Source organism: Streptomyces sp. SAJ15 (assembly GCF_007595705.1).
Classification (GTDB): Bacteria; Actinomycetota; Actinomycetes; order Streptomycetales; family Streptomycetaceae; genus Streptomyces.
Window position 1 is genome coordinate 189,913 of sequence record NZ_NISY01000012.1, and the last position, 18,528, is coordinate 208,440.

Here is an 18,528-nt window from a genome sequence, read left to right on the forward strand (position 1 = left end):
TCCGCACGACACGGGGGCGACCCCGGAGCGGACGAGGCCACCCCCCGCACCGGCGAGAAACTCCCGGACCGGCGGAAGCGCCCCGCCACGCCGGCGAGCGGCCCGACGTCACGGCCCGGCGGTGCCGTCAGTCGGAGAAGCCGACCGGCCAGGTGTGTACCGGCTCCTCGGTCCGGGCCAGCGCGCAGTAGCGGCGCGTCATCGCCGCGAGGGCGGCCTCCCGGTCCATGCCGGCGTCCCGCGCCTGATGGTAGGTGGCCGCCTGCCAGGAGGCACCGTTGGCGCGCAGTCGGCAGCGCTCCTCGATCACTCCGAGGTAGCGGTCGCGGTCGGCGGGCTCGACGCCCCAGGCGTCGAGCCCGGCCGCGGCCAGCGGCAGCAGTTCGTCCCGTACCAGCCGTACGGCCGGGATCCGGGGCAGGGACGGGAAGCGTCCGGAGCGGGGCCAGCGCAGCACGGCGTCGATGCCGTCCCGGCAGGCCGCGTCGAAGTTCTCGGCCGCGGCCTCGAAGGGCATGCGGCTCCAGACCGGGCGGGGCTCCTCGACCAGGGCCCGCACCAGGCCGTAGTAGAAGGCGACGTTGGCGATCACGTCGGTGACGGTGGGCCCCGCGGGCAGCACCCGGTTCTCGACCCGCAGGTGGGGCACGCCGTCCGCGACCCCGTAGACGGGGCGGTTCCAGCGGTAGACGGTGCCGTTGTGCAGCGTCAGCTCGTACAGCTGGGGCACTCCGCCCTCGTCCAGGACGCGCAGCGGCTCCTCTTCCTGGTCGGTGCGCAGCAGTGGTGGGAAGTAGCGCAGGTTCTCTTCGAAGAGCTCGGCGGGACGGCTGATCCAGCGCTCGCCGAACCAGGTGCGCGGACGCATCCCCTGCGACGCGAACTCCGGCTGGCGGAAGTCGGTGGACTGTAAGAACAGCGGGGGGCGGGACTCCCGCCAGACCTCGTGGCCGAAGATGAAGGGCGAGTTGGCGCCCACCGCTATCTGCACCGCGGCGACCGCCTGGGCTGCGTTCCACACGGCCGCGAACCGCGCCGGTGTCACCTGGAGGTGCAGTTGCACGGAGGTGCAGGCGGCCTCGGGCGCGATCGAGCCGGAGGAGTAGACGAACCGCTCCACGCCCTCGACGTCGATGATGAAGTCCTCGCCCCGGGCCGCCAGCATCTGCTCGTTGAGCATTTTGTAGCGCTCGTCGCAGGACAGATTGGAGGATCCCAGATCCTCGGCGACGAGAGTGGGCAGAATACCGATCATCACGATCTGGGAGGACACCTCTCTGGCTTTGCGGTCGGCATATGCAAGGCCGGTCCGCAGCTCCTCGGCGAGCTGGTCGAGCACTCGGCCGGACAGCCGGTGCGGGACGATGTTCACTTCAAGATTGCACTGCCCGAGTTCGGTCTGGAAATCCTGGCTCGCGATGCGTTCGAGAACCTGCGCGTTCATCATCCTCGGCATCCCGTCGGAACCCGCGAGATTCAGCTCGATCTCCAACCCCATGAGATTCTGCGGGCGGTCGAATCGCTTCTCGTCCAGGAGCCTGTGCAACGCTCTCATACAGTCCCGGAGTTTCGCGCGCTGCCACTGTCGGTCGGACAGGTCGAACCCACCGGACACGACCTTCTCGCCCATCGAAGCGTCCTCCTCGAAGTAGGGCTTCGGCGGCGCCGGCCGCCGGTACCACGGTCGATGATGCCCAGGCAATGTGATCGATAGCGCCCCGCGGCACGGCTGCGACCGGTAGGCTCTTGCAGGACGCCACGGGGGCGCACCGGGGCGTGCCGAGGGAAGCGAAGCGGCGCGGCGTAAATGCCCCGAAAAGGCCGTGATGTACCGGCAGGAATACGCGGAATACACCGCACGGAACCGGCCTACCGCTTAACGGGCAAAATACGAGGTCGCACCCGCACATAAGGAACAGATTTAGCTAAACACCCTCGCCGCGCGGTCCGGAAAACCCCTTGTTCGTAGTGCTCGGGAGCGCTAGGCGAAACATCGCGGGAACACGTGTCGTATAAACTTGCCATTGGAGGCGGAGAGTTGACGCCCGGCCATCGGCCCCGGCCCACCTCTGACCCCACACGCCCACGCGCCGTCCCTGTGCGACACGCCCAGCACCACCGTTTCTCCGAAGTGAGAGGCAACCCATCATGCCGCTGCATGTTCCCCCGGCTCCCACGCCCGCACTGCGCAGCGTCCTCACGGCCCTCGGTTCCCCCACCGCCGTCCGCGAGGCGCGCACCCCCGCACTCCGTTCGTTAACCGCTCCCTTCACCGCCGAAAGCCCGCTCCCCGTCCACGTCCTGGACACCATCACCGCGCCCGGCGTCCCCTCCCGCACCCGGCTGACCGGCTGGCGCTTCCTCATCCGCGGCGGCGGCCGGGCGGTCGCCGCGGCCGAAGTGGTCCCCACCGCCGACGGCTGGGCCTTCTCGCACTTCTGCGAGGGCCCGTATGTGACCTCGACCGAACAGGTCCTGAGCCAGGCCGAGTCGCTGCCCGCCCTGCACCAGCCCCGACTGCTCTTCCTGCCCGAGCTCTACATGCTCACGCTGTGGCTGCACGCCGACCCCGCCACCGAACCGACCGTCGAACCCGAGCAGGGGCGGCCGGCCCCCGCCGATCTCCTGGTGCCGCTCGCCCCCGCCCCGCCCGGTATCGCCGCCCACCGGGCGCTGCGCGTGGCCGAGTTGCTGCCCCGGCTCACCCTTCGACTCACCCGCACCACTCCCACCACCCCGCTGCTCGGCTCGCCCGCCTGAGCCGGTCCGGCGCGGCACCGCGATCCGAAGACCATGAGGAGGCGTCGGCGACCCGGCGCCCCACCGACGCAGGGAGCGCCCCGCGGCAGCGCCGTCGCGGGGCGCTCCGCCGTCGCGGCGCACGCCCCCCCATACCCCCTATGCGCCAGCCGGCCGATATGCGCCCCATCCGCTCGGGCTAGTCATCCAGGGCCATGGGGAACCATCCAAAGTGACGGTGGGGGGTCATTGAACCGCCCGCCCGAGTGACGCGTCCTTATCGGGTGAGTACCTCTGCCGCGAAATCCCTGCGGAGTCACGTCCGTAGGGCAACACTGGGAGCACGACGACCGATCTGACTACGGGGGGCGGCCATGAACGCCGCATCGAGCCGCGGGAAACTTACACACCAGCGAAAGAACGCATCCATGTGTCAGCACCAGCCAGCGTGCCCGTCAGCCGACTCCGCCGACCGGGAGGCCGCCCATCGGGTGGCGCACTTCCCGGAACAGGGCTGGAGCCTGCTGTGCAACGGCGTCCTGCAGTTCGAGGACACCGGTGAGCTGCTGCCGGACGGGCAGATCATCGCCCCGCACCGGCCACTGGGCACGGAGCACATCGCGACCGCCGCGTAGGGTCACCACCGGCGAGCGAGCCGCCACGCGCGGGCGGACCACCCGACGCGTGAGCCGTAGGGCGCGCGGCTGCCGAAAGAAAGAGCGCGGCGACCGTGGGGAACGGGCGGTCGAGGACGGTCGACCGTCGGCAGCCGCTCACAGCGCCCGGAGAGACGAACCGAGCCCCTGACAACGGGGGCCCGGAGGAGAACCAAGCCCGAGAACCCAAGGGGCCGGCCCGGCGGAGTCCGCCGAACCGGCCCCGACGCATGCGCGCCGAGAGGCGGGAGTGCCTCGATCAGCCCTCGTACTCGTCCAGCGGCGGGCAGGAGCAGACCAGGTTACGGTCGCCGAAGGCCCCGTCGATGCGGCGCACCGGCGGCCAGTACTTGTCCGCGGCCGAGACGCCGGCCGGGAAGACCGCCTCCTCGCGGCTGTAGGCGTGGTTCCAGTCGCCGCCGAGGGCGGCCGCGGTGTGCGGCGCGTTCCGCAGCGGGTTGTCGTCCTTCGACCACTCCCCAGAGCCGACCTTCTCGATCTCCTCACGGATGGCGATCATCGTCTCGCAGAACCGGTCCAGTTCGGCGAGGTCCTCGCTCTCCGTGGGCTCGATCATCAGCGTGCCGGCGACCGGGAACGACATGGTCGGCGCGTGGAAGCCGTAGTCGATCAGGCGCTTGGCCACGTCGTCGACGGTGACGCCGGTGGCCTTGGTGAGCGGGCGCAGGTCGATGATGCACTCGTGCGCGACCAGCCCGCCGGGGCCGGTGTACAGCACCGGGTAGTGCGGCTCCAGCCGCTTGGCGATGTAGTTGGCGCTCAGCACCGCGACCTGGGTGGCGCGCCGCAGCCCCTCGCCGCCCATCAGTCGGACGTACGCCCACGAGATCGGCAGGATGCCGGCCGAGCCCCACGGTGCGGCCGAGATCGGTCCGACGCCGGTCTCCGGGCCCGCGGTGGGCTGCAGCGGGTGGTTGGGCAGGTACGGCGCCAGGTGCGCGCGGACCGCGACCGGGCCGACGCCGGGGCCGCCGCCGCCGTGCGGGATGCAGAAGGTCTTGTGCAGGTTCAGGTGTGAGACGTCGCCGCCGAACGAGCCCGGGCCGGCGAGGCCGACCAGCGCGTTGAGGTTGGCCCCGTCCACGTACACCTGACCGCCCGCCTCGTGCACGGCGTCGCAGATCTCGGTGATGTGCTCCTCGAACACGCCGTGCGTGGAGGGGTAGGTGACCATCAGCACCGCCAGCTCCTCGCGGTGCTTCTCGATCTTGGCGCGCAGGTCCTCGGTGTCGACCTCGCCGTCCTCGCCGGTCTTGACGACGACGACCTTCATCCCCGCCATCACGGCGCTGGCCGCGTTGGTGCCGTGCGCCGACGACGGGATGAGGCAGATGGTGCGCTGCGTGTCGCCGTTGGCCCGGTGGTAGGCCCGCACGGCCAGCAGGCCCGCGAGCTCGCCCTGCGAGCCGGCGTTCGGCTGGATCGAGACCTTGTCGTAGCCGGTGATCTCGGCGAGCCGCTCCTCCAGCTCACGGATCAGCGTCACATAGCCCGCCGCCTGCTCGATCGGCGCGAAGGGGTGCAGGCCGCCGAACTCCGGCCAGGTGACCGGCTCCATCTCGGTGGTCGCGTTCAGCTTCATGGTGCAGGAGCCGAGCGGGATCATGCCGCGGTCCAGCGCGTAGTCGCGGTCGGCGAGGCGGCGCAGGTAGCGCAGCATCGCGGTCTCGGAACGGTGCTGGTGGAAGACCGGGTGGGTCAGGTACGCGTCGGTGCGCAGCAGGTCCGCCGGCAGGCTCTCTTCGGTGGCCGCGTCCAGCTCGTCGATGACGGGGAGCGCGTCGCCCAGGCCGAAGGCCGTCCAGACCGCCGCCAGTTCGGTGCGGCCGGTGGTCTCGTCGCAGGAGAGGCCGACGTGGTCGGCGTCGGTGAGCCGCAGGTTGACCCCGAGGTCGCGGGCCGCGGCGACGACCTCGGCGGCCCGGCCCGGCACCCGCACGGTGACGGTGTCGAAGAACGCGCCGTGCACGACCTCGACGCCGGCCGCGCGCAGCCCGGCGGCGAGCACCGCGGCGTAGCGGTGGGTGCGCCGGGCGATGGCCGCGAGGCCGTCCGGGCCGTGGTACACGGCGTACATACCGGCCATCACGGCCAGGAGTACCTGCGCGGTGCAGATGTTGCTGGTGGCCTTCTCGCGGCGGATGTGCTGCTCGCGGGTCTGCAGGGCCAGGCGGTACGCCTTGTCGCCGTCCGCGTCGACGGAGACGCCGACCAGGCGGCCGGGCAGGCTGCGGGCGTAGGCGTCGCGCACGGCCATGAAGCCGGCGTGCGGGCCGCCGAAGCCCATCGGGACGCCGAAGCGCTGGCTGGAGCCGACCGCGATGTCCGCGCCCAGCTCGCCCGGGGACGTCAGCAGCGTGAGGGCGAGCAGGTCCGCGGCGACGGTGACGACGGCGCCGAGCTCGTGGGCCCGCTCGATCACGGCGCGCGGGTCCCGGACCACGCCGGAGGCACCCGGGTACTGGAGCAGCACGCCGAACACACCGCGCTCGGCGACCTCGGCGGGGATGCCCTCGGAGAGGTCGGCGACGACCACCTCGACCCCGGTGGGTTCCGCGCGGGTCTGGATGACGGCGATGGTCTGCGGCAGACAGTCGGCGTCGACGAGGAAGACCCCGTCCTTGACCTTGCCGACGCGCCGGGACAGCGCCATGGCCTCGGCGGCCGCGGTGCCCTCGTCCAGCAGCGAGGCGCCGGAGGTGGGCAGGCCGGTCAGGTCGGCGACGACGGTCTGGAAGTTGAGCAGCGCCTCCAGGCGGCCCTGGGAGATCTCCGGCTGGTACGGGGTGTACGCGGTGTACCAGGAGGGGTTCTCCATGACGTTGCGCAGGATCACCGGCGGCGTGAAGGTGCCGTGGTAGCCCAGGCCGATCATGGAGGAGAGCACCTGGTTGCGGTCGGCGAGGGTGCGCAGCTCGGCGAGGACGTCGGCCTCGCTGCGGGCGGCCGGCAGACCCAGCGCCTCGGCGTTCTTGATCACGTCCGGCACGGCGGTGTCGGTGAGCTCGTCGAGGGAGCCGAAGCCCACCTGCGCGAGCATCTTGGCCTGCGCCTCGCCATCGGGTCCGATGTGACGCCGGGCGAAGGGCGTGCCCTGCTCCAGCGCGGCGAGGGAGATGCGGTTGGCAGTCATCTGCGGGGGCCTCCTGGTCGATGCGACCTGCGAGGGGCACCACGGCGCGGGTACCCGGATGGCCTCCCCCTCTGTCATCTCAACCTGAGAGCTTCACCGGCCCGTGCTGCCGCACACGAACCGGCTTTCACCGTCGGTGAGGAGGGGTCCCGAAGCCATGCGCTTCGTGGCCCACCCTGCTTTCCAGAGTGACCTCACCCGCGCGGTACATGTGCCTGAGAGATTCCGGGGAGGATTTGCTCCTTCGGCGCCTCCGACGATCTCCAACGAGCTCGGCAGAGGGCTCTCCCGCACGGGGTCTGCAGCCGTTAGCCAGCCTACCAGCGCATCTGCCCGTCGAACCGGTGTGCAATCGGCCTCACACCGCGCTCAAGTGGCCATGTCCGGCGTTGTGGCTTTTCGTAGGTGCCGGGGGCATTCTTCCGTCAGTTGGAGGGACCGTGCAGACCGACATCGACCCCCGGCAGCTGATCGGGCGCAAGGCATTCGACCGCGACGGCGCGAAGATCGGGACCGTGGACGAGGTCTACCTCGACGACGCGACCGGCGAACCGCAGTGGGCGGCGGTTCGCACCGGCATCTTCAGTCGGGACGTCTTCGTACCGCTGGAACCGAGCGAGGTCGCCTCGGACGGCCTCCGCGTCCCCTTCGAGCGGCACATGATCAAGGACGCCCCGGACTTCGGCGTGGGGCGCCACCTCTCCCCGGAACAGGAGCTGCAGCTCTACCACCACTACGGACTGGACGCGGCCTCCGGCCCGGCCATCGAGGACGAACCGGGCGGCCCTGCCGAGGGCTGACCCGGCCCGTCCAGCCATCCAGCGGATTCAGCGGGTCCCCGTACAGGTTCAGCGGATCCGGCGGGTCCGGCCGGCCCTGTCGGGTCGGGTTCAGCCAGCGGGTCGGGTCGAACGCGCGGGTCAGGTCTAACCCGCGGCTCAGGTCTAACCCGCGGGTCGGGTCTGCGCGGCGCCGAGCGGCCGCGGTGCCGCGCCGTCCGCGGCCGAACGCCGTCGCTCCGGCGCCCCGCCGGGGCGGCCCGGCCGCGCCGGTACGGGGGTGTCCGCGTGCTCCGTCGCGGCGAGGTCCGCGGCGGAGGGGACCAGCGGGAGCGGCTCGCCCGGCTCCAGGTCCGGGTCGTCGACAGCGAAGGTGCGCACCCGGCCGGGCGCCGACCAGGGCTTTTCAAAGCGGACGGTGACCCGACCGACGCCGCTTCCCTGCACCCAGCCCGGCCCGTACTCCGCGTGCCGCACGTCCAGACCGGGCAGCCAGCGCCGGGGCGGGGTCTCCTCAGCGCCTTGGAGGCGCTCCCCCGCCGCGCCGTGGCCCGCCGCGGGGCCGACCGGTGTCCCGGTCCCGCCGGCGTCGCGCGGGGCGCTCACGGAGGCGCCAGGGACGCCGGAGGCGCCGGCAGCGTGCGCCGCCCCCGGGCCGGTCCCGGCGAGAGCCGGCTGATCCCCCTGCCCCGCCGCGGCCGCCGCGACGGCCCCGGCGGACGCGATGGCCCCGGCGGCCTCGGCGGCCTGCGCGGCGTGGGCGGCCTGGGCGAAGAGGTCCTCCTGTGTGTAGTCGGCGAGGCCGCTGACGCCGACCCCCAGCAGCCGCACCCCCGCGGTGGTGTCGACCTGCTCGATCAGCCGCGCCGCCGCCTCCCGCACCACCGCCGGGTCGTCCGTGGGCCCGCGCAGCGTCTCGGAGCGGGTGAGCGTGGAGAAGTCATAGCGTCGCACCTTGATCACGACGGTCCGGCCGGAGCGGCCGGCCCCGCGCAGCCGCTCCACACACCGGCCGGCCAGCCGGGCCAGCTCCAGCTCGATCCGCACCCGGTCGGTGACGTCGACGTCGAAGGTGTCCTCCACCGAGACGGACTTGGTGTCCCGCTCAGCGACGACCGGACGGTCGTCCCGGCCGTTCGCCATCGCGTACAGCGACGCGCCGTGGGCCTTGCCCAGCAGTCGCACCAGCTCCGCCTCGCCCGCCTCGCGCGTCTCGGCGACGGTGTGGATCCCCAGGCGGCGCAGGGCCTCCGCGGTCGCCGGGCCCACCCCGGGCAGGGTGCGCACCGTCATCGGCCCGAGCAGCTCCCACTCGGTCCCCGGCTCGATCACCACCAGGCCGTCCGGCTTGGCCTGCTCCGAGGCGATCTTGGCCAGCATCTTCGAGCCCGCGAGCCCCACCGAGCCGGTCAGGCCGGTGGCGGCGTGGATGTCGGCGCGCAGCCGCTCGCCCACCGCCCGGGCGGACGCCGTGTCGGCCACGGCCGCGTCCCCCGCCTCCAGGTCCACGAACGCCTCGTCCAGGCTGAGCGGCTCCACCAGCGGGGAGAGCCGGCCGAGCAACCCCATGACGATGTCGCTCACCTGGCGGTAGACCGTGAAGCGCGGGGTGAGGTAGGCGGCGTTGGGGCAGAGCCGGCGGGCCTGGGCCATGGCCATCGCCGAGTGCACCCCGAAGACCCGCGCCTCGTACGAGGCGGTGGCCACCACACCGCGCGGCCCCAGCCCTCCGACGATCACCGGCTTTCCGCGCAGGCTCGGCTTGGCCGCCTGCTCCGCCGAAGCGTAGAAGGCGTCCATGTCCAGATGCAGGATCGTCGGCGCGTCCCTCACACCTCAGATGCTGCCGCATGCCACTGACATTCGAACGTAGGCGTCCTCGGGGCGCGTGCGCCGACGGCGCGCCGAGTGGCCGGAGTGACCCGGGAGCGAGAGCTCGGAGCGGGGCAGTCCGGGGCGCCGCCGGCTTGTCGCGCGGTCCCCGCGCGGGGCGTGTCAGCCCGCGCGGGCGGCGGGGGCGTGTCAGCCCGCGCGGGCGGCGGGGGCGTGTCAGCCCGCGCGGGCGGCGGGGGCGTGTCAGCCCGCGCGGTTGCGGCGCCGCGCGAGTTCGTCGGCGGGATTGGGACGCACCAGCGTCTCGCCCGTGTCCGCCCGCTCGCCATGCAGCTGGGAGAGGGCCGCCTCCACATCGCGCCAGACGACGCCGACCGCGATCCCGAAGACGCCCTGGCCACCCTGGAGCAGCTCGACGACCTCGTCCGGGGAGGTGCATTCGTAGACGGTGGCGCCATCGCTCATCAGCGTCATGCGCGCCAGGTCGTCCAGCCCGCGGGTGCGCAGGTGCTGGACGGCGGTGCGGATGTTCTGCAGCGAGACCCCGGTGTCCAGCAACCTCTTGACGATCTTGAGGACGACGACATCCCGGAAGCTGTAGAGCCGCTGGGTCCCCGACCCGTACGCGGGGCGCACGCTCGGCTCCACGAGCCCGGTGCGCGCCCAGTAGTCCAACTGGCGGTAGGTGATACCCGCCGCCGCACAGGCGGTCGGTCCGCGGTATCCGATCAGATCGGCGGAGCCCTCCGGGTCCGCGGCGCGCTGTGCCGCGACCCGATGCCGGGGCGTCGATTCCGCCGCCGCGCCCCTGCCGAGCGGATACGGACCGCCGGCCGCCGTGCCGTCGCCGGTGCTTCTCACGCCGACCTCCGTCCTTGACCTGCCCTGTCGACGGTAGGCAGTCGCCCGGGGTGCGTCAACGATCGCCACACTCGGCACGCCGAGTGATAATCACCCTGAGAGTGGTTTCCCGTGACCGGTGCGCGGGAAGGGCTGACCGAATGCGCTGACGCCTACCGAGCGACGACCGCCGTCGGGCTCACTGGCTGCTGGTTCCGAAGTCCTCCGGCGAGATCTGGTCGAGGAACTCGCGGAACTTCTCCACCTCGTCCTCCTGCTCGTCCGGAATGGCGATGCCCGCGTCGTCGAGCACCCCGTCGCTGCCGTAGATCGGCGTCCCGGTGCGCAGCGCCAGCGCTATGGCGTCGGACGGCCGGGCACTGACCTCGACTCCGCTGGCGAACACCAGCTCCGCGTAGAAGACGCCCTCGCGCAGGTCGGTGATCCTGACCTCGGTGAGCCGCTGACCCACCGCCTCGAGCACGTCCTTGAACAGATCATGGGTCAGCGGGCGCGCGGGCGCCATCCCCTGCTGGGCGAAGGCGATCGCGGTCGCCTCGCCTGGACCGATCCAGATAGGGAGGTAACGATCGCCTCCCACTTCACGCAGAAGCACGATCGGCTGGTTTGAGGGCATTTCCACCCGGACACCCACGACGTCGAGCTCGTTCACACAGCAACCCTAGGACGTGCCCGGCCGGTTTGGATAGTCGGGCCCGCATTCGGTCAGCTCGGTCGGGCCCGCAGGGCGCACTGGACCAGGGCCGCGTGCAGCCGGACTGACAGCGCGGCGATTTCCCTGGCGGTGGCCTCCGCATGGGCCCTGGTCTGCGGATTCCGGTGCAGTCGCAGCGGCGCGACCACCTGTTCGACCAGTCCGGCCTCGCGTTCGGCCGCCGCCTTCACCGCGCGCAGATGGCGCGGCTCCAGGCCGAAACGGCCGAGATCCGCCACCAGCTTGGCGACCGTCACCGCGTCGGCGTCATACGCCCCGTCCACGGCGGGGCCGATCAGGCCGTACGACTCCCACTCGGCCAGCTCGCCCTCGCCCACCTCGGCGGCGGCCAGCAGCTCGGCGCGGCCCACCCGGGCCGCGGTGCGGCCGTCGGCCGTGGCCCCGGCGTCCCCGCTCAGCCCGTCGATCACGTCGAGCAGCTCGCCCGACGGGGCCGGGGAGACCACCGGGTAGGGCACCCCCTCGCCCCGCGCCAGGGCGTCGAGATGCTCCCGGATGACCTTCAGCGGCAGATAGTGGTCACGCTGCATGCGCAGGATGTAACCGAGCCGCTCCACGTCCTCCGGGCTGAACTTGCGGTATCCGGACGGCGTCCGCTGCGGCTCCACCAGCCCCTCCGCCTCCAGGAAGCGGATCTTGGAGATGGTGACTTCGGGAAACTCGTCCCGCAGCTGATTGAGCACCGTGCCGATGCTCATCAGCCGACGGGCCGAGGCGGCGGTGCCCGATCCGGCACCGCCCGGTGATGAGTGCAGCATGGACGCCTTACCTCGGATGCCGTTGACCTCAGATGCCGACGCCCCGCTGGCTCGCGAAGAAGACCAGCCGGTACTTACCGATCTGCACCTCGTCGCCGTTGTGCAGCTGGACCGCGTCGATCGCCTCCCGGTTGACGTACGTCCCGTTGAGGCTGCCGACGTCGGCGACGGTGAACAGACCGTCCGCGCCACGACGGAACTCCACATGACGCCGCGAGACGGTCACGTCGTCCAGGAAGATGTCGCTCTGCGGGTGACGACCTGCCGTGGTCAGGTCGCCGTCCAGCAGGAAGCGGCTTCCCGAGTTCGGACCCCGGCGCACCACCAGCAGGGCGGAGCCCGACGGCAGCGCCTCCACCGCGGCCTGCGCCTCCGGGGAGAGCGACGGCAGCGGCGTCTGGCCGGTGACCTCGGAGTCGTACGCCTCCAGGCCGGAGATCGAAATGGTGGAGGTGGTCTCCGACGCGCGCTCGGGGCTGACCCCTCCGCGCAGCGGCGCGCCGCAGTTGGAGCAGAAGCGGCTCGTCTCCGCGTTCCGATTGCCGCAGCGGGTGCAGACGGCCACGCCGTATCCGGCGCCGGGCGCGGCCGGACCTCCGGAGCCTATGGGAGCGGCCCCGGCGGCACCGCCGGCCTGGCCCCCGATCTGATCGCGGAACAGCGGTCGCTGCTCCTCATGGGCGCCGCCCTCCGCGGAGCCCGCGGCACGGTGACGGGCGGTGCCGCCGGCACCGTCCTGGCGTGCGCTCTTGCCGAACAATTTCCCGAACAACTTCACGGGCGATTCCCCTTGACCGAAACAGACCCGCCCGTGGGGCAGGACAAACCCTCGATGTAACCCTCGATGCACACACCGGCCGACCCGGACACCTTCACAACGTCCGTGACCGTCAGACAGTTTCCACCACGCACCACCGATCCGGTGCGCCGACCCCCCACTACCGTGCGCCCGGGACCCATGATCGCCATCCTCTCCTGCCTCACTCCGATGACGACCGAGCGTAGTCAGGGCGATTCGCCGGCCGCAAGGCATCCACGACGATCTTCTGAGACCGTTCCACATCCACGCTGGCCTGCTCCTTTTCCAGAGTCTGCACCACGCCGCCCGGGATGTTCAGCGCGGGCTCCAGGTCCTCGGGCTTGCCGATGACCTTGAACACGTACGGTTGCGTCACTTTCCGTCCATCGATCTCCACGCCGCCGTCGGCGTCCGCGAAGTAGCTGTCCGCGACCACTCGTACGTCGTTGACCTGGATCGCCTCGGCTCCTGCGGCGCGCAGCTCCTGGATGGCGTCCAGCAACATGTCGGCCTCCACCGCCCCGGAGCGGTCGTTGATGGTGACCTCGATGCCCGGCCCCTGGGCGCCCACGGTGCCCGCGAGGATGCCGAGCTGCTGCTCCTTCTGGCGCGTCTGCTTACGGGCCTCCTCCGCCTGGTCGGTGCTGGTCTCCAGCTCGCGCTTCTGGTCCTCCAGCCGCGTCTTCTCCGCCTCCAGCCGCTGGGTGCGGTTGTCCAGCTCGTCGAGGATGCGTACCAGGTCCTCCTGGCGCGCACCACGCAGCACACTGCTCTCGCTGGTGGACCGTACCTGAATGGCGAGCCCCAGACCGAGCACGAACAGCAGTGCGGCGGCGATGAGTTGGGCACGGGTGAGCCGCGGCGGCCACAACCCCCTGACAAGCCGCTGGCGGCCGGTCATGGGGGGCGTCGGCGTCGGGCGGGGTCCGCCGGGAGCGGCGCCCGGTGGCGAGCCCTCCGGCTCCTCCGGGGGCTCGCTCGGCGACCCGATGTCCTCACCGGACCCATCGTCCCCACGCGTCCCGTTTCCCGGGGTCTTGTCCTTCGAGGCGCTCGGCTCCTCGGGCGCGCTCTCGGCCGCGCGCTCCGGCCCCTCCCGCTCCCCGTCGCCGCCATCGGCGGTGGGTGCTTCGGGGCGCTCGTCCGCACGCCCGTCGGGACGCGCGTCGGAAGGCCGTTCGGGGCGCTCGTTCTTCTCCGGGGTGTCGTCTCCGCTCATCGGCCTCACGCCCGGAAGACGTGCCGGCGGATCGCGGCAGCGTTGGAGAAGATGCGGATGCCGAGGACCACCACGACGCCGGTGGACAACTGGGCGCCGACGCCGAGTTTGTCGCCGAGGAAGACGATCAGCGCCGCCACCACCACGTTCGACAGGAACGACACCACGAAGACCTTGTCGTCGAAGATCCCGTCCAGCATCGCCCTGAGGCCGCCGAACACCGCGTCCAGTGCCGCGACGACGGCGATCGGCAGATAGGGCTCGACCACCGTCGGCACCACCGGGCGGACCACCAGCCCGACGACGACTCCCACGATGAGGCCCAAAACGGCGATCACGATGTGCCTGTGCCCTTCCCTGTGTCGGAGCCGCCCTTCCCGGCGGCACCGCCGATCGGCTCTGCGGTACGTACGATCAGACTCGGCGCGACCGGCAGCCGGACCTCGTCCTGGGCGGAAATGCTCGCGCGGATCCCGTAGTTCTCCCGCAACACGTGCAGGTACTGCCCGTCGGCACTGTCCTGGAAAGCGGTGCTCAGCCGCTCACCGTCCCCCACCGCGAGCACCGTATACGGTGGCACCAGTGGTTTGTTGTCGACCAGTATGGCGTCACCGGCGGCCCTGATCGCCGACAGCGAGGTCAGCCGCTGTCCGTTGATCGCGATGGCCTCCGCCCCCGACTCCCACAAACCGTTGACGACCCGTTGCATATCGCGGTCGCGCACCCGGCCGGTGTCGGAGAAACCGGTACTCTCGCGCGGTCCCCCACCGCCCTGATCGGCCTGTTTCGCGTCGTTGATGACCAGTTTGACCCCGCGGCCGGTCACCTCGGTGGCACCGGCCAGCAGCGCCACCACCTCGCTCTTCTCCCGGCTGGGCTCGTCCAGCGCCTTGCGCTGCATCTCCCCGACCTCGTCGCGGAGCGCGTCGACGCTCTCCTCGAGCGCGTCGACGTCGGAGGTCTCCGTCTCGATCCGGTTCACCAGTTCCTGACGCTCCTTGGCGAGCGTCGGAGCCGATATCCGCGCCTGCACCGCGCCGATGGTGACGATGCCCGCCGCCAGCACCAGCCCCGCGGCCAGCGCGAGCTTGGCCTGCAGGGTACGGGGCAGACCCCGCTCACCCGCGGCCGAGCGCCGCGCCGCCGCCTCGGCGTAGCCGTCGTCGAGACTGTGGTCCATCACATTGGTCAGCAGCGACATGGAGGCGTCGGGGCGCGGGCGCGCGTATGGCGAGGCGGTGCTCCGATCGGGGGGCTGCTGCGACATGCCGCACATCGTCGCACGTCGGGGCCGCCGTCTCCCAATGGCCCCACCGGCGCGCCGGATCCGCCCGCCGGAAGACGCCGCCCGGGCGCCCGGGCCCGGCCCGTGGCCGCCCCCTCGGCCGCGCCCGCCCTCAGACCCCCTCGCGGCCTCCGCGCACGGCTGCCACGGCGCCTCGCCGCCGAGGCGGGAGGGGCGCACGGGGCCGGCGATACGCCGCCGGCCCCGATGCCCGGATCAACGGCCGGCGCCCTCCACCACCCGCGCCCATTCGTCCAGCAGTGCCTTCGCCGAAGCGTCGTCCGGGCCCTCGGCCCACAGGTGCGTGACCGCCTCGGAGGGGTCGGGCAGCACCATCACCCAGCGGCCGTCGGCCTCGACCACCCGCACCCCGTCAGTGGTGTCCACCGACCGGTCCCCCGCCGCCTCCACGACGTGCCGCATCACCAGGCCCTTGACCGCCCAGGGCGTCGCCAGGCTGCGCCGCAGCACGTGCGCCCGCGGAATGCGGTCGTCGATCTGGCTCAGCGTCAGCTGCGTCCGGGCCACCAGGCCGACCAGCCGGGCGAAGGCGGCGGCTCCGTCGAAGACGCTGCTGAACTCCGGAACGATGAAGCCACCGCGCCCGTCCCCGCCGAAGATGGTGTTCTCCGACCGCGCCACCCGGGTCAGATCGTCGGCCGCCGTCGTCGTCCACTCCACCTGCGTGCCGTGGTACGCGGCCACCTGCTCGGCGATGCGGGTCGTGGTGACGGGAAGCGCCACCCGGCCGCTGCGCCGCTCGGCGGCGACCAGATCGAGCATGACCAGCAGGGCCCGGTCGTCCTCCACGATCCGGCCCCGCTCGTCGACCAGGGAGATCCGCTCGCCCACGGGGTCGAAGCGCACCCCGAAGGCCGCGCGGGCGGAGGCGACGATCTCGCCCAGCCGCACCAGCCCGGAGCGTCGGGCCTCGGCGGTCTCCGTGGGTCGCGATTCGTCCAGGCCCGGGTTGATGGTGAGGACGTCGACGCCGAGCCGGCCGAGCAGGCTGGGCAACACCAGCCCGGCGCTGCCGTTCGAGGCGTCCACCACGACCTTGAGCCCCGACTCCGCGATGCCGGTGGTGTCCATGGCCCGCAGCAGGGTGCCGGTGTAGGAGTCGAAGACGCTCGCCGGGAAGCTCAGGTCGCCGATCTCCCCTGGGAAGGCCCGGCGATACTCCTGACGTGCGAAGACCCGGTCCAGCTTGCGCTGGCCACCGGCCGACAGATCCGCGCCCCGCTCGTCGAAGAACATGATGTCGACGGAGTCGGGGATGCCGGGAGAGGTACGGATCATGATGCCGCCGGCGCTGCCGCGCGCGGTCTGCTGGCGGGCCACGGGCAGCGGCACGTTCTCCAGGTCGCGCACATCGATGGCGCTGGTCTGGAGCGCGGAGATCACCGCGCGCTTGAGCGCTCGCGCGCCCCGCGAGTGGTCACGCGCCGTGGTGACGGTGGCGCCCTTCTTCAGCGTGGTCGCGTACGCCCCGGCCAGCCGCACCGCCAGCTCCGGGGTGATCTCCACATTGAGGATCCCGGAGACGCCACGCGCGCCGAACAGCTGCGCCTGGCTGCGGGACTCCCAGATGACGGAGGTGTTGACGAACGCGCCCGCCTCGATGGTCTTGAACGGATAGACCCGGACGTTGCCCTGGACGATCGATTCTTCACCGACGAGGCACTCATCGCCGATGACGGCGCCGTCCTCGATCCGCGCGGCCCGCATGATGTCGGTGTTCTTCCCGATCACGCAGCCGCGGAGATTGCAGTGCTGCCCGATGTAGACGTTGTCGTGAACGACGGCCTTGTGCAGAAACGCGCCGCTCTTCACGACGACGTTGGAGCCCACCACCGTGTGCTCACGGATCTCGACGTCCCCTTCGACCTTGGCGTAGTCACCGATGTAGAGCGGGCCGCGCAGCACGGCCTCCGGGTGCACCTCGGCCCCTTCGGCGACCCAGACACCCGGAGAGATCTCGAAGCCGTCGATTTCGACGTCGACTTTCCCCTCTAGCACATCGGCCTGGGCCTTCACATAGCTCTCGTGGGTGCCCACGTCTTCCCAGTAGCCCTCGGCGACATAGCCGTAGACCGGCTTGCCCTCCTTCATCAGCTGGGGGAAGACATCGCCGGACCAGTCCACCGGAACGTCGGCCTCGACATAGTTGAAGACCTCGGGCTCCATGACATAGATGCCCGTGTTGACGGTGTCCGAGAAGACCTGGCCCCAGGTGGGCTTCTCCAGGAAACGCTCGACCCGGCCCTGCTCGTCGACGATGGTGATGCCGAACTCCAGCGGATTGGGCACACGCGTCAGACAGACGGTGACCAGCGCGCCCTTCTCCTTGTGGAAATTGATCAGCTGGGTGAGATCGAAGTCGGTGAGAGCATCCCCGGAGATAACGAGAAAGGCGTCGTCCTTCAACGCCTCTTCCGCGTTCTTCACACTGCCTGCGGTACCGAGCGGCTTCTCCTCGTTGGCATAGGTGAGCTCCATGCCGAGCTCTTCGCCGTCCCCGAAATAGTTCTTCACGAGGGAGGCGAGAAACTGGACGGTCACCACGGTCTCCGTCAGACCGTGCCGCTTGAGCAGCCTCAGGACATGCTCCATGATCGGCCGGTTCGCGACCGGCAGCAGTGGTTTGGGCATGCTCGAGGTCATGGGGCGAAGGCGGGTGCCCTCTCCCCCTGCCATCACGACGGCCTTCATGTCGGAAGCGTCCTCCTCGCAGAGACGACGGTCATGCCGACTTCCCCCGCCCAGACAAGGCCCGTGATGACCGTGAGGGGAATCAGGGCCTCTACCGCGCCACTACGGTGCGCTCAGTCGGCCGGTGGTGTCCGCCTTCACCAGACGACGGACCTGAACCACATACAGGATTCCTGCCCACCAATAGAGGGTTGTACCCCATCCGGCGAACGCCCATCCGAAAATCGCCGCGAGAGAGTGAAACCAGCCGTCTCCATCGCTCAACAGGAGCAATGGGAACGCGTACATCAGGTTGAAGGTGGCGGCCTTGCCGAGGAAGTTCACCTGCGGCGGCGGATAGCCGTGCCGGCGGAGGACGCCCACCATGACCAGCAACACCAGGTCGCGAACGAGCAGGATGGCGGTCAGCCAGAGCGGCAGGATGCCCCGCCAGGTCAGCCCCACCAGCGTCGACAGAATGTAAAGCCGGTCGGCGGCGGGGTCGAGAATGCGGCCGAGACTGCTGATCTGGTTCCACCGGCGGGCGAGCTTACCGTCGAGATAGTCAGTGACACCGCTGAACGCGAGGAGGAGCAGCGCCCAGGCATCGCAGTTCGGGCCGCCGAACTCGGGCCAGAGGATCAGCCACAGGAAAAGCGGCACGCCGACCAGGCGCGCCATGCTGAGGATGTTCGGGATGGTGAGGACGCGGTCGGTATGGACGCGCGTCTCCTGGACCTCCACCCGGGGGCCTCCTGTGGAATGGTGCCAACGATGCCCCATGACTTTACCTGTGCGGTCCACCGGACCGCACCGGGCCCCCGGTGAGGCCGGGACCGTGGCTCCGGGACCGTGGCTATGGAGCAAAAGCCGGGGCACGGGGGGCGTTACATCGGGCGGACAACAAAAAGACCCTGGCGGGAACGGAGTTCCCGCCAGGGTCTGAATAATTGTTCGGCGGCGTCCTACTCTCCCACAGGGTCCCCCCTGCAGTACCATCGGCGCTGAAAGGCTTAGCTTCCGGGTTCGGTATGTAACC

General features: G+C 71.0%; 15 protein-coding genes, 1 rRNA gene and 1 riboswitch. Of the genes, 3 read left to right on the forward strand and 13 right to left on the reverse strand.

The annotated features are described in order from the left end of the window. Positions 1–127: 127 nt before the first annotated feature. Positions 128–1,630, reverse strand: coding sequence for a glutamate-cysteine ligase family protein (locus tag CD790_RS26270; RefSeq protein ID WP_144385823.1), 1,503 nt, complete (start codon positions 1,628–1,630; stop codon positions 128–130). A gap of 518 nt (positions 1,631–2,148) precedes the next feature. Here CD790_RS26270 and CD790_RS26275 point away from each other — a divergent pair. Then, positions 2,149–2,760 carry a hypothetical protein gene (locus CD790_RS26275; protein WP_144385824.1) on the forward strand — a complete coding sequence of 204 codons (612 nt, stop codon included), beginning with the start codon at positions 2,149–2,151 and terminating at the stop codon, positions 2,758–2,760. A gap of 407 nt (positions 2,761–3,167) precedes the next feature. Beyond that, positions 3,168–3,374: a DUF5999 family protein gene (locus CD790_RS26280; protein WP_222108303.1), complete on the forward strand. Its 207-nt coding sequence runs from the start codon at positions 3,168–3,170 to the stop codon at positions 3,372–3,374. A gap of 280 nt (positions 3,375–3,654) precedes the next feature. Here the strand turns inward: CD790_RS26280 and gcvP are convergent, their stop codons facing one another. Next, positions 3,655–6,549: an aminomethyl-transferring glycine dehydrogenase gene (gene gcvP, locus CD790_RS26285; protein WP_144385826.1), complete on the reverse strand. Its 2,895-nt coding sequence runs from the start codon at positions 6,547–6,549 to the stop codon at positions 3,655–3,657. Positions 6,550–6,742: 193 nt separating this feature from the next. After that, positions 6,743–6,850, reverse strand: a riboswitch (glycine riboswitch). A gap of 139 nt (positions 6,851–6,989) precedes the next feature. On the opposite strand from gcvP, the gene CD790_RS26290 reads away from it, so the two are divergent. Beyond that, positions 6,990–7,349: a PRC-barrel domain-containing protein gene (locus CD790_RS26290; protein WP_144385827.1), complete on the forward strand. Its 360-nt coding sequence runs from the start codon at positions 6,990–6,992 to the stop codon at positions 7,347–7,349. 144 nt (positions 7,350–7,493) lie between these two features. Here the strand turns inward: CD790_RS26290 and CD790_RS26295 are convergent, their stop codons facing one another. The 11 genes from CD790_RS26295 to rrf form a co-directional block, all read right to left on the reverse strand. Continuing rightward, positions 7,494–9,161, reverse strand: coding sequence for a DNA polymerase IV (locus CD790_RS26295; protein ID WP_144385828.1), 1,668 nt, complete (start codon positions 9,159–9,161; stop codon positions 7,494–7,496). 243 nt (positions 9,162–9,404) lie between these two features. After that, positions 9,405–10,022 (reverse strand): MerR family transcriptional regulator, encoded by a 618-nt coding sequence (locus tag CD790_RS26300; protein WP_144385829.1) that lies wholly within the window; start codon positions 10,020–10,022, stop codon positions 9,405–9,407. A 178-nt stretch (positions 10,023–10,200) separates the two neighbouring features. Beyond that, a complete protein-coding gene (locus CD790_RS26305) occupies positions 10,201–10,674 on the reverse strand; it encodes a bifunctional nuclease family protein (protein WP_144385830.1) in 474 nt (157 codons plus the stop codon). Positions 10,675–10,727: 53 nt separating this feature from the next. Beyond that, on the reverse strand, positions 10,728–11,495 hold the full coding sequence (locus tag CD790_RS26310; protein WP_144385831.1) for a MerR family transcriptional regulator: 768 nt from the start codon (positions 11,493–11,495) through the stop codon (positions 10,728–10,730). A 28-nt stretch (positions 11,496–11,523) separates the two neighbouring features. Further along, positions 11,524–12,414 carry an FHA domain-containing protein gene (locus CD790_RS26315; protein ID WP_144385852.1) on the reverse strand — a complete coding sequence of 297 codons (891 nt, stop codon included), beginning with the start codon at positions 12,412–12,414 and terminating at the stop codon, positions 11,524–11,526. A gap of 61 nt (positions 12,415–12,475) precedes the next feature. Further along, entirely contained in the window at positions 12,476–13,513 is a 1,038-nt protein-coding gene (locus CD790_RS26320) for a DUF881 domain-containing protein (RefSeq protein ID WP_186319242.1), read from the reverse strand. A 5-nt stretch (positions 13,514–13,518) separates the two neighbouring features. Next, positions 13,519–13,851 (reverse strand): small basic family protein, encoded by a 333-nt coding sequence (locus CD790_RS26325; RefSeq protein ID WP_003984969.1) that lies wholly within the window; start codon positions 13,849–13,851, stop codon positions 13,519–13,521. Further along, complete coding sequence (locus CD790_RS26330; RefSeq protein WP_144385832.1) at positions 13,848–14,780, reverse strand: DUF881 domain-containing protein; 933 nt, start codon at positions 14,778–14,780, stop codon at positions 13,848–13,850. Before CD790_RS26330 ends, CD790_RS26325 begins: the two co-directional genes overlap by 4 nt. A 234-nt stretch (positions 14,781–15,014) precedes the next feature. Then, positions 15,015–17,510 (reverse strand): mannose-1-phosphate guanyltransferase, encoded by a 2,496-nt coding sequence (locus CD790_RS26335; RefSeq protein WP_144385833.1) that lies wholly within the window; start codon positions 17,508–17,510, stop codon positions 15,015–15,017. A gap of 102 nt (positions 17,511–17,612) precedes the next feature. Beyond that, positions 17,613–18,233 (reverse strand): CDP-alcohol phosphatidyltransferase family protein, encoded by a 621-nt coding sequence (locus CD790_RS26340; RefSeq protein WP_144385834.1) that lies wholly within the window; start codon positions 18,231–18,233, stop codon positions 17,613–17,615. Between the two features lie 208 nt (positions 18,234–18,441). Further along, a 5S ribosomal RNA gene (rrf, locus tag CD790_RS26345) occupies positions 18,442–18,528 on the reverse strand; the annotation flags it as partial.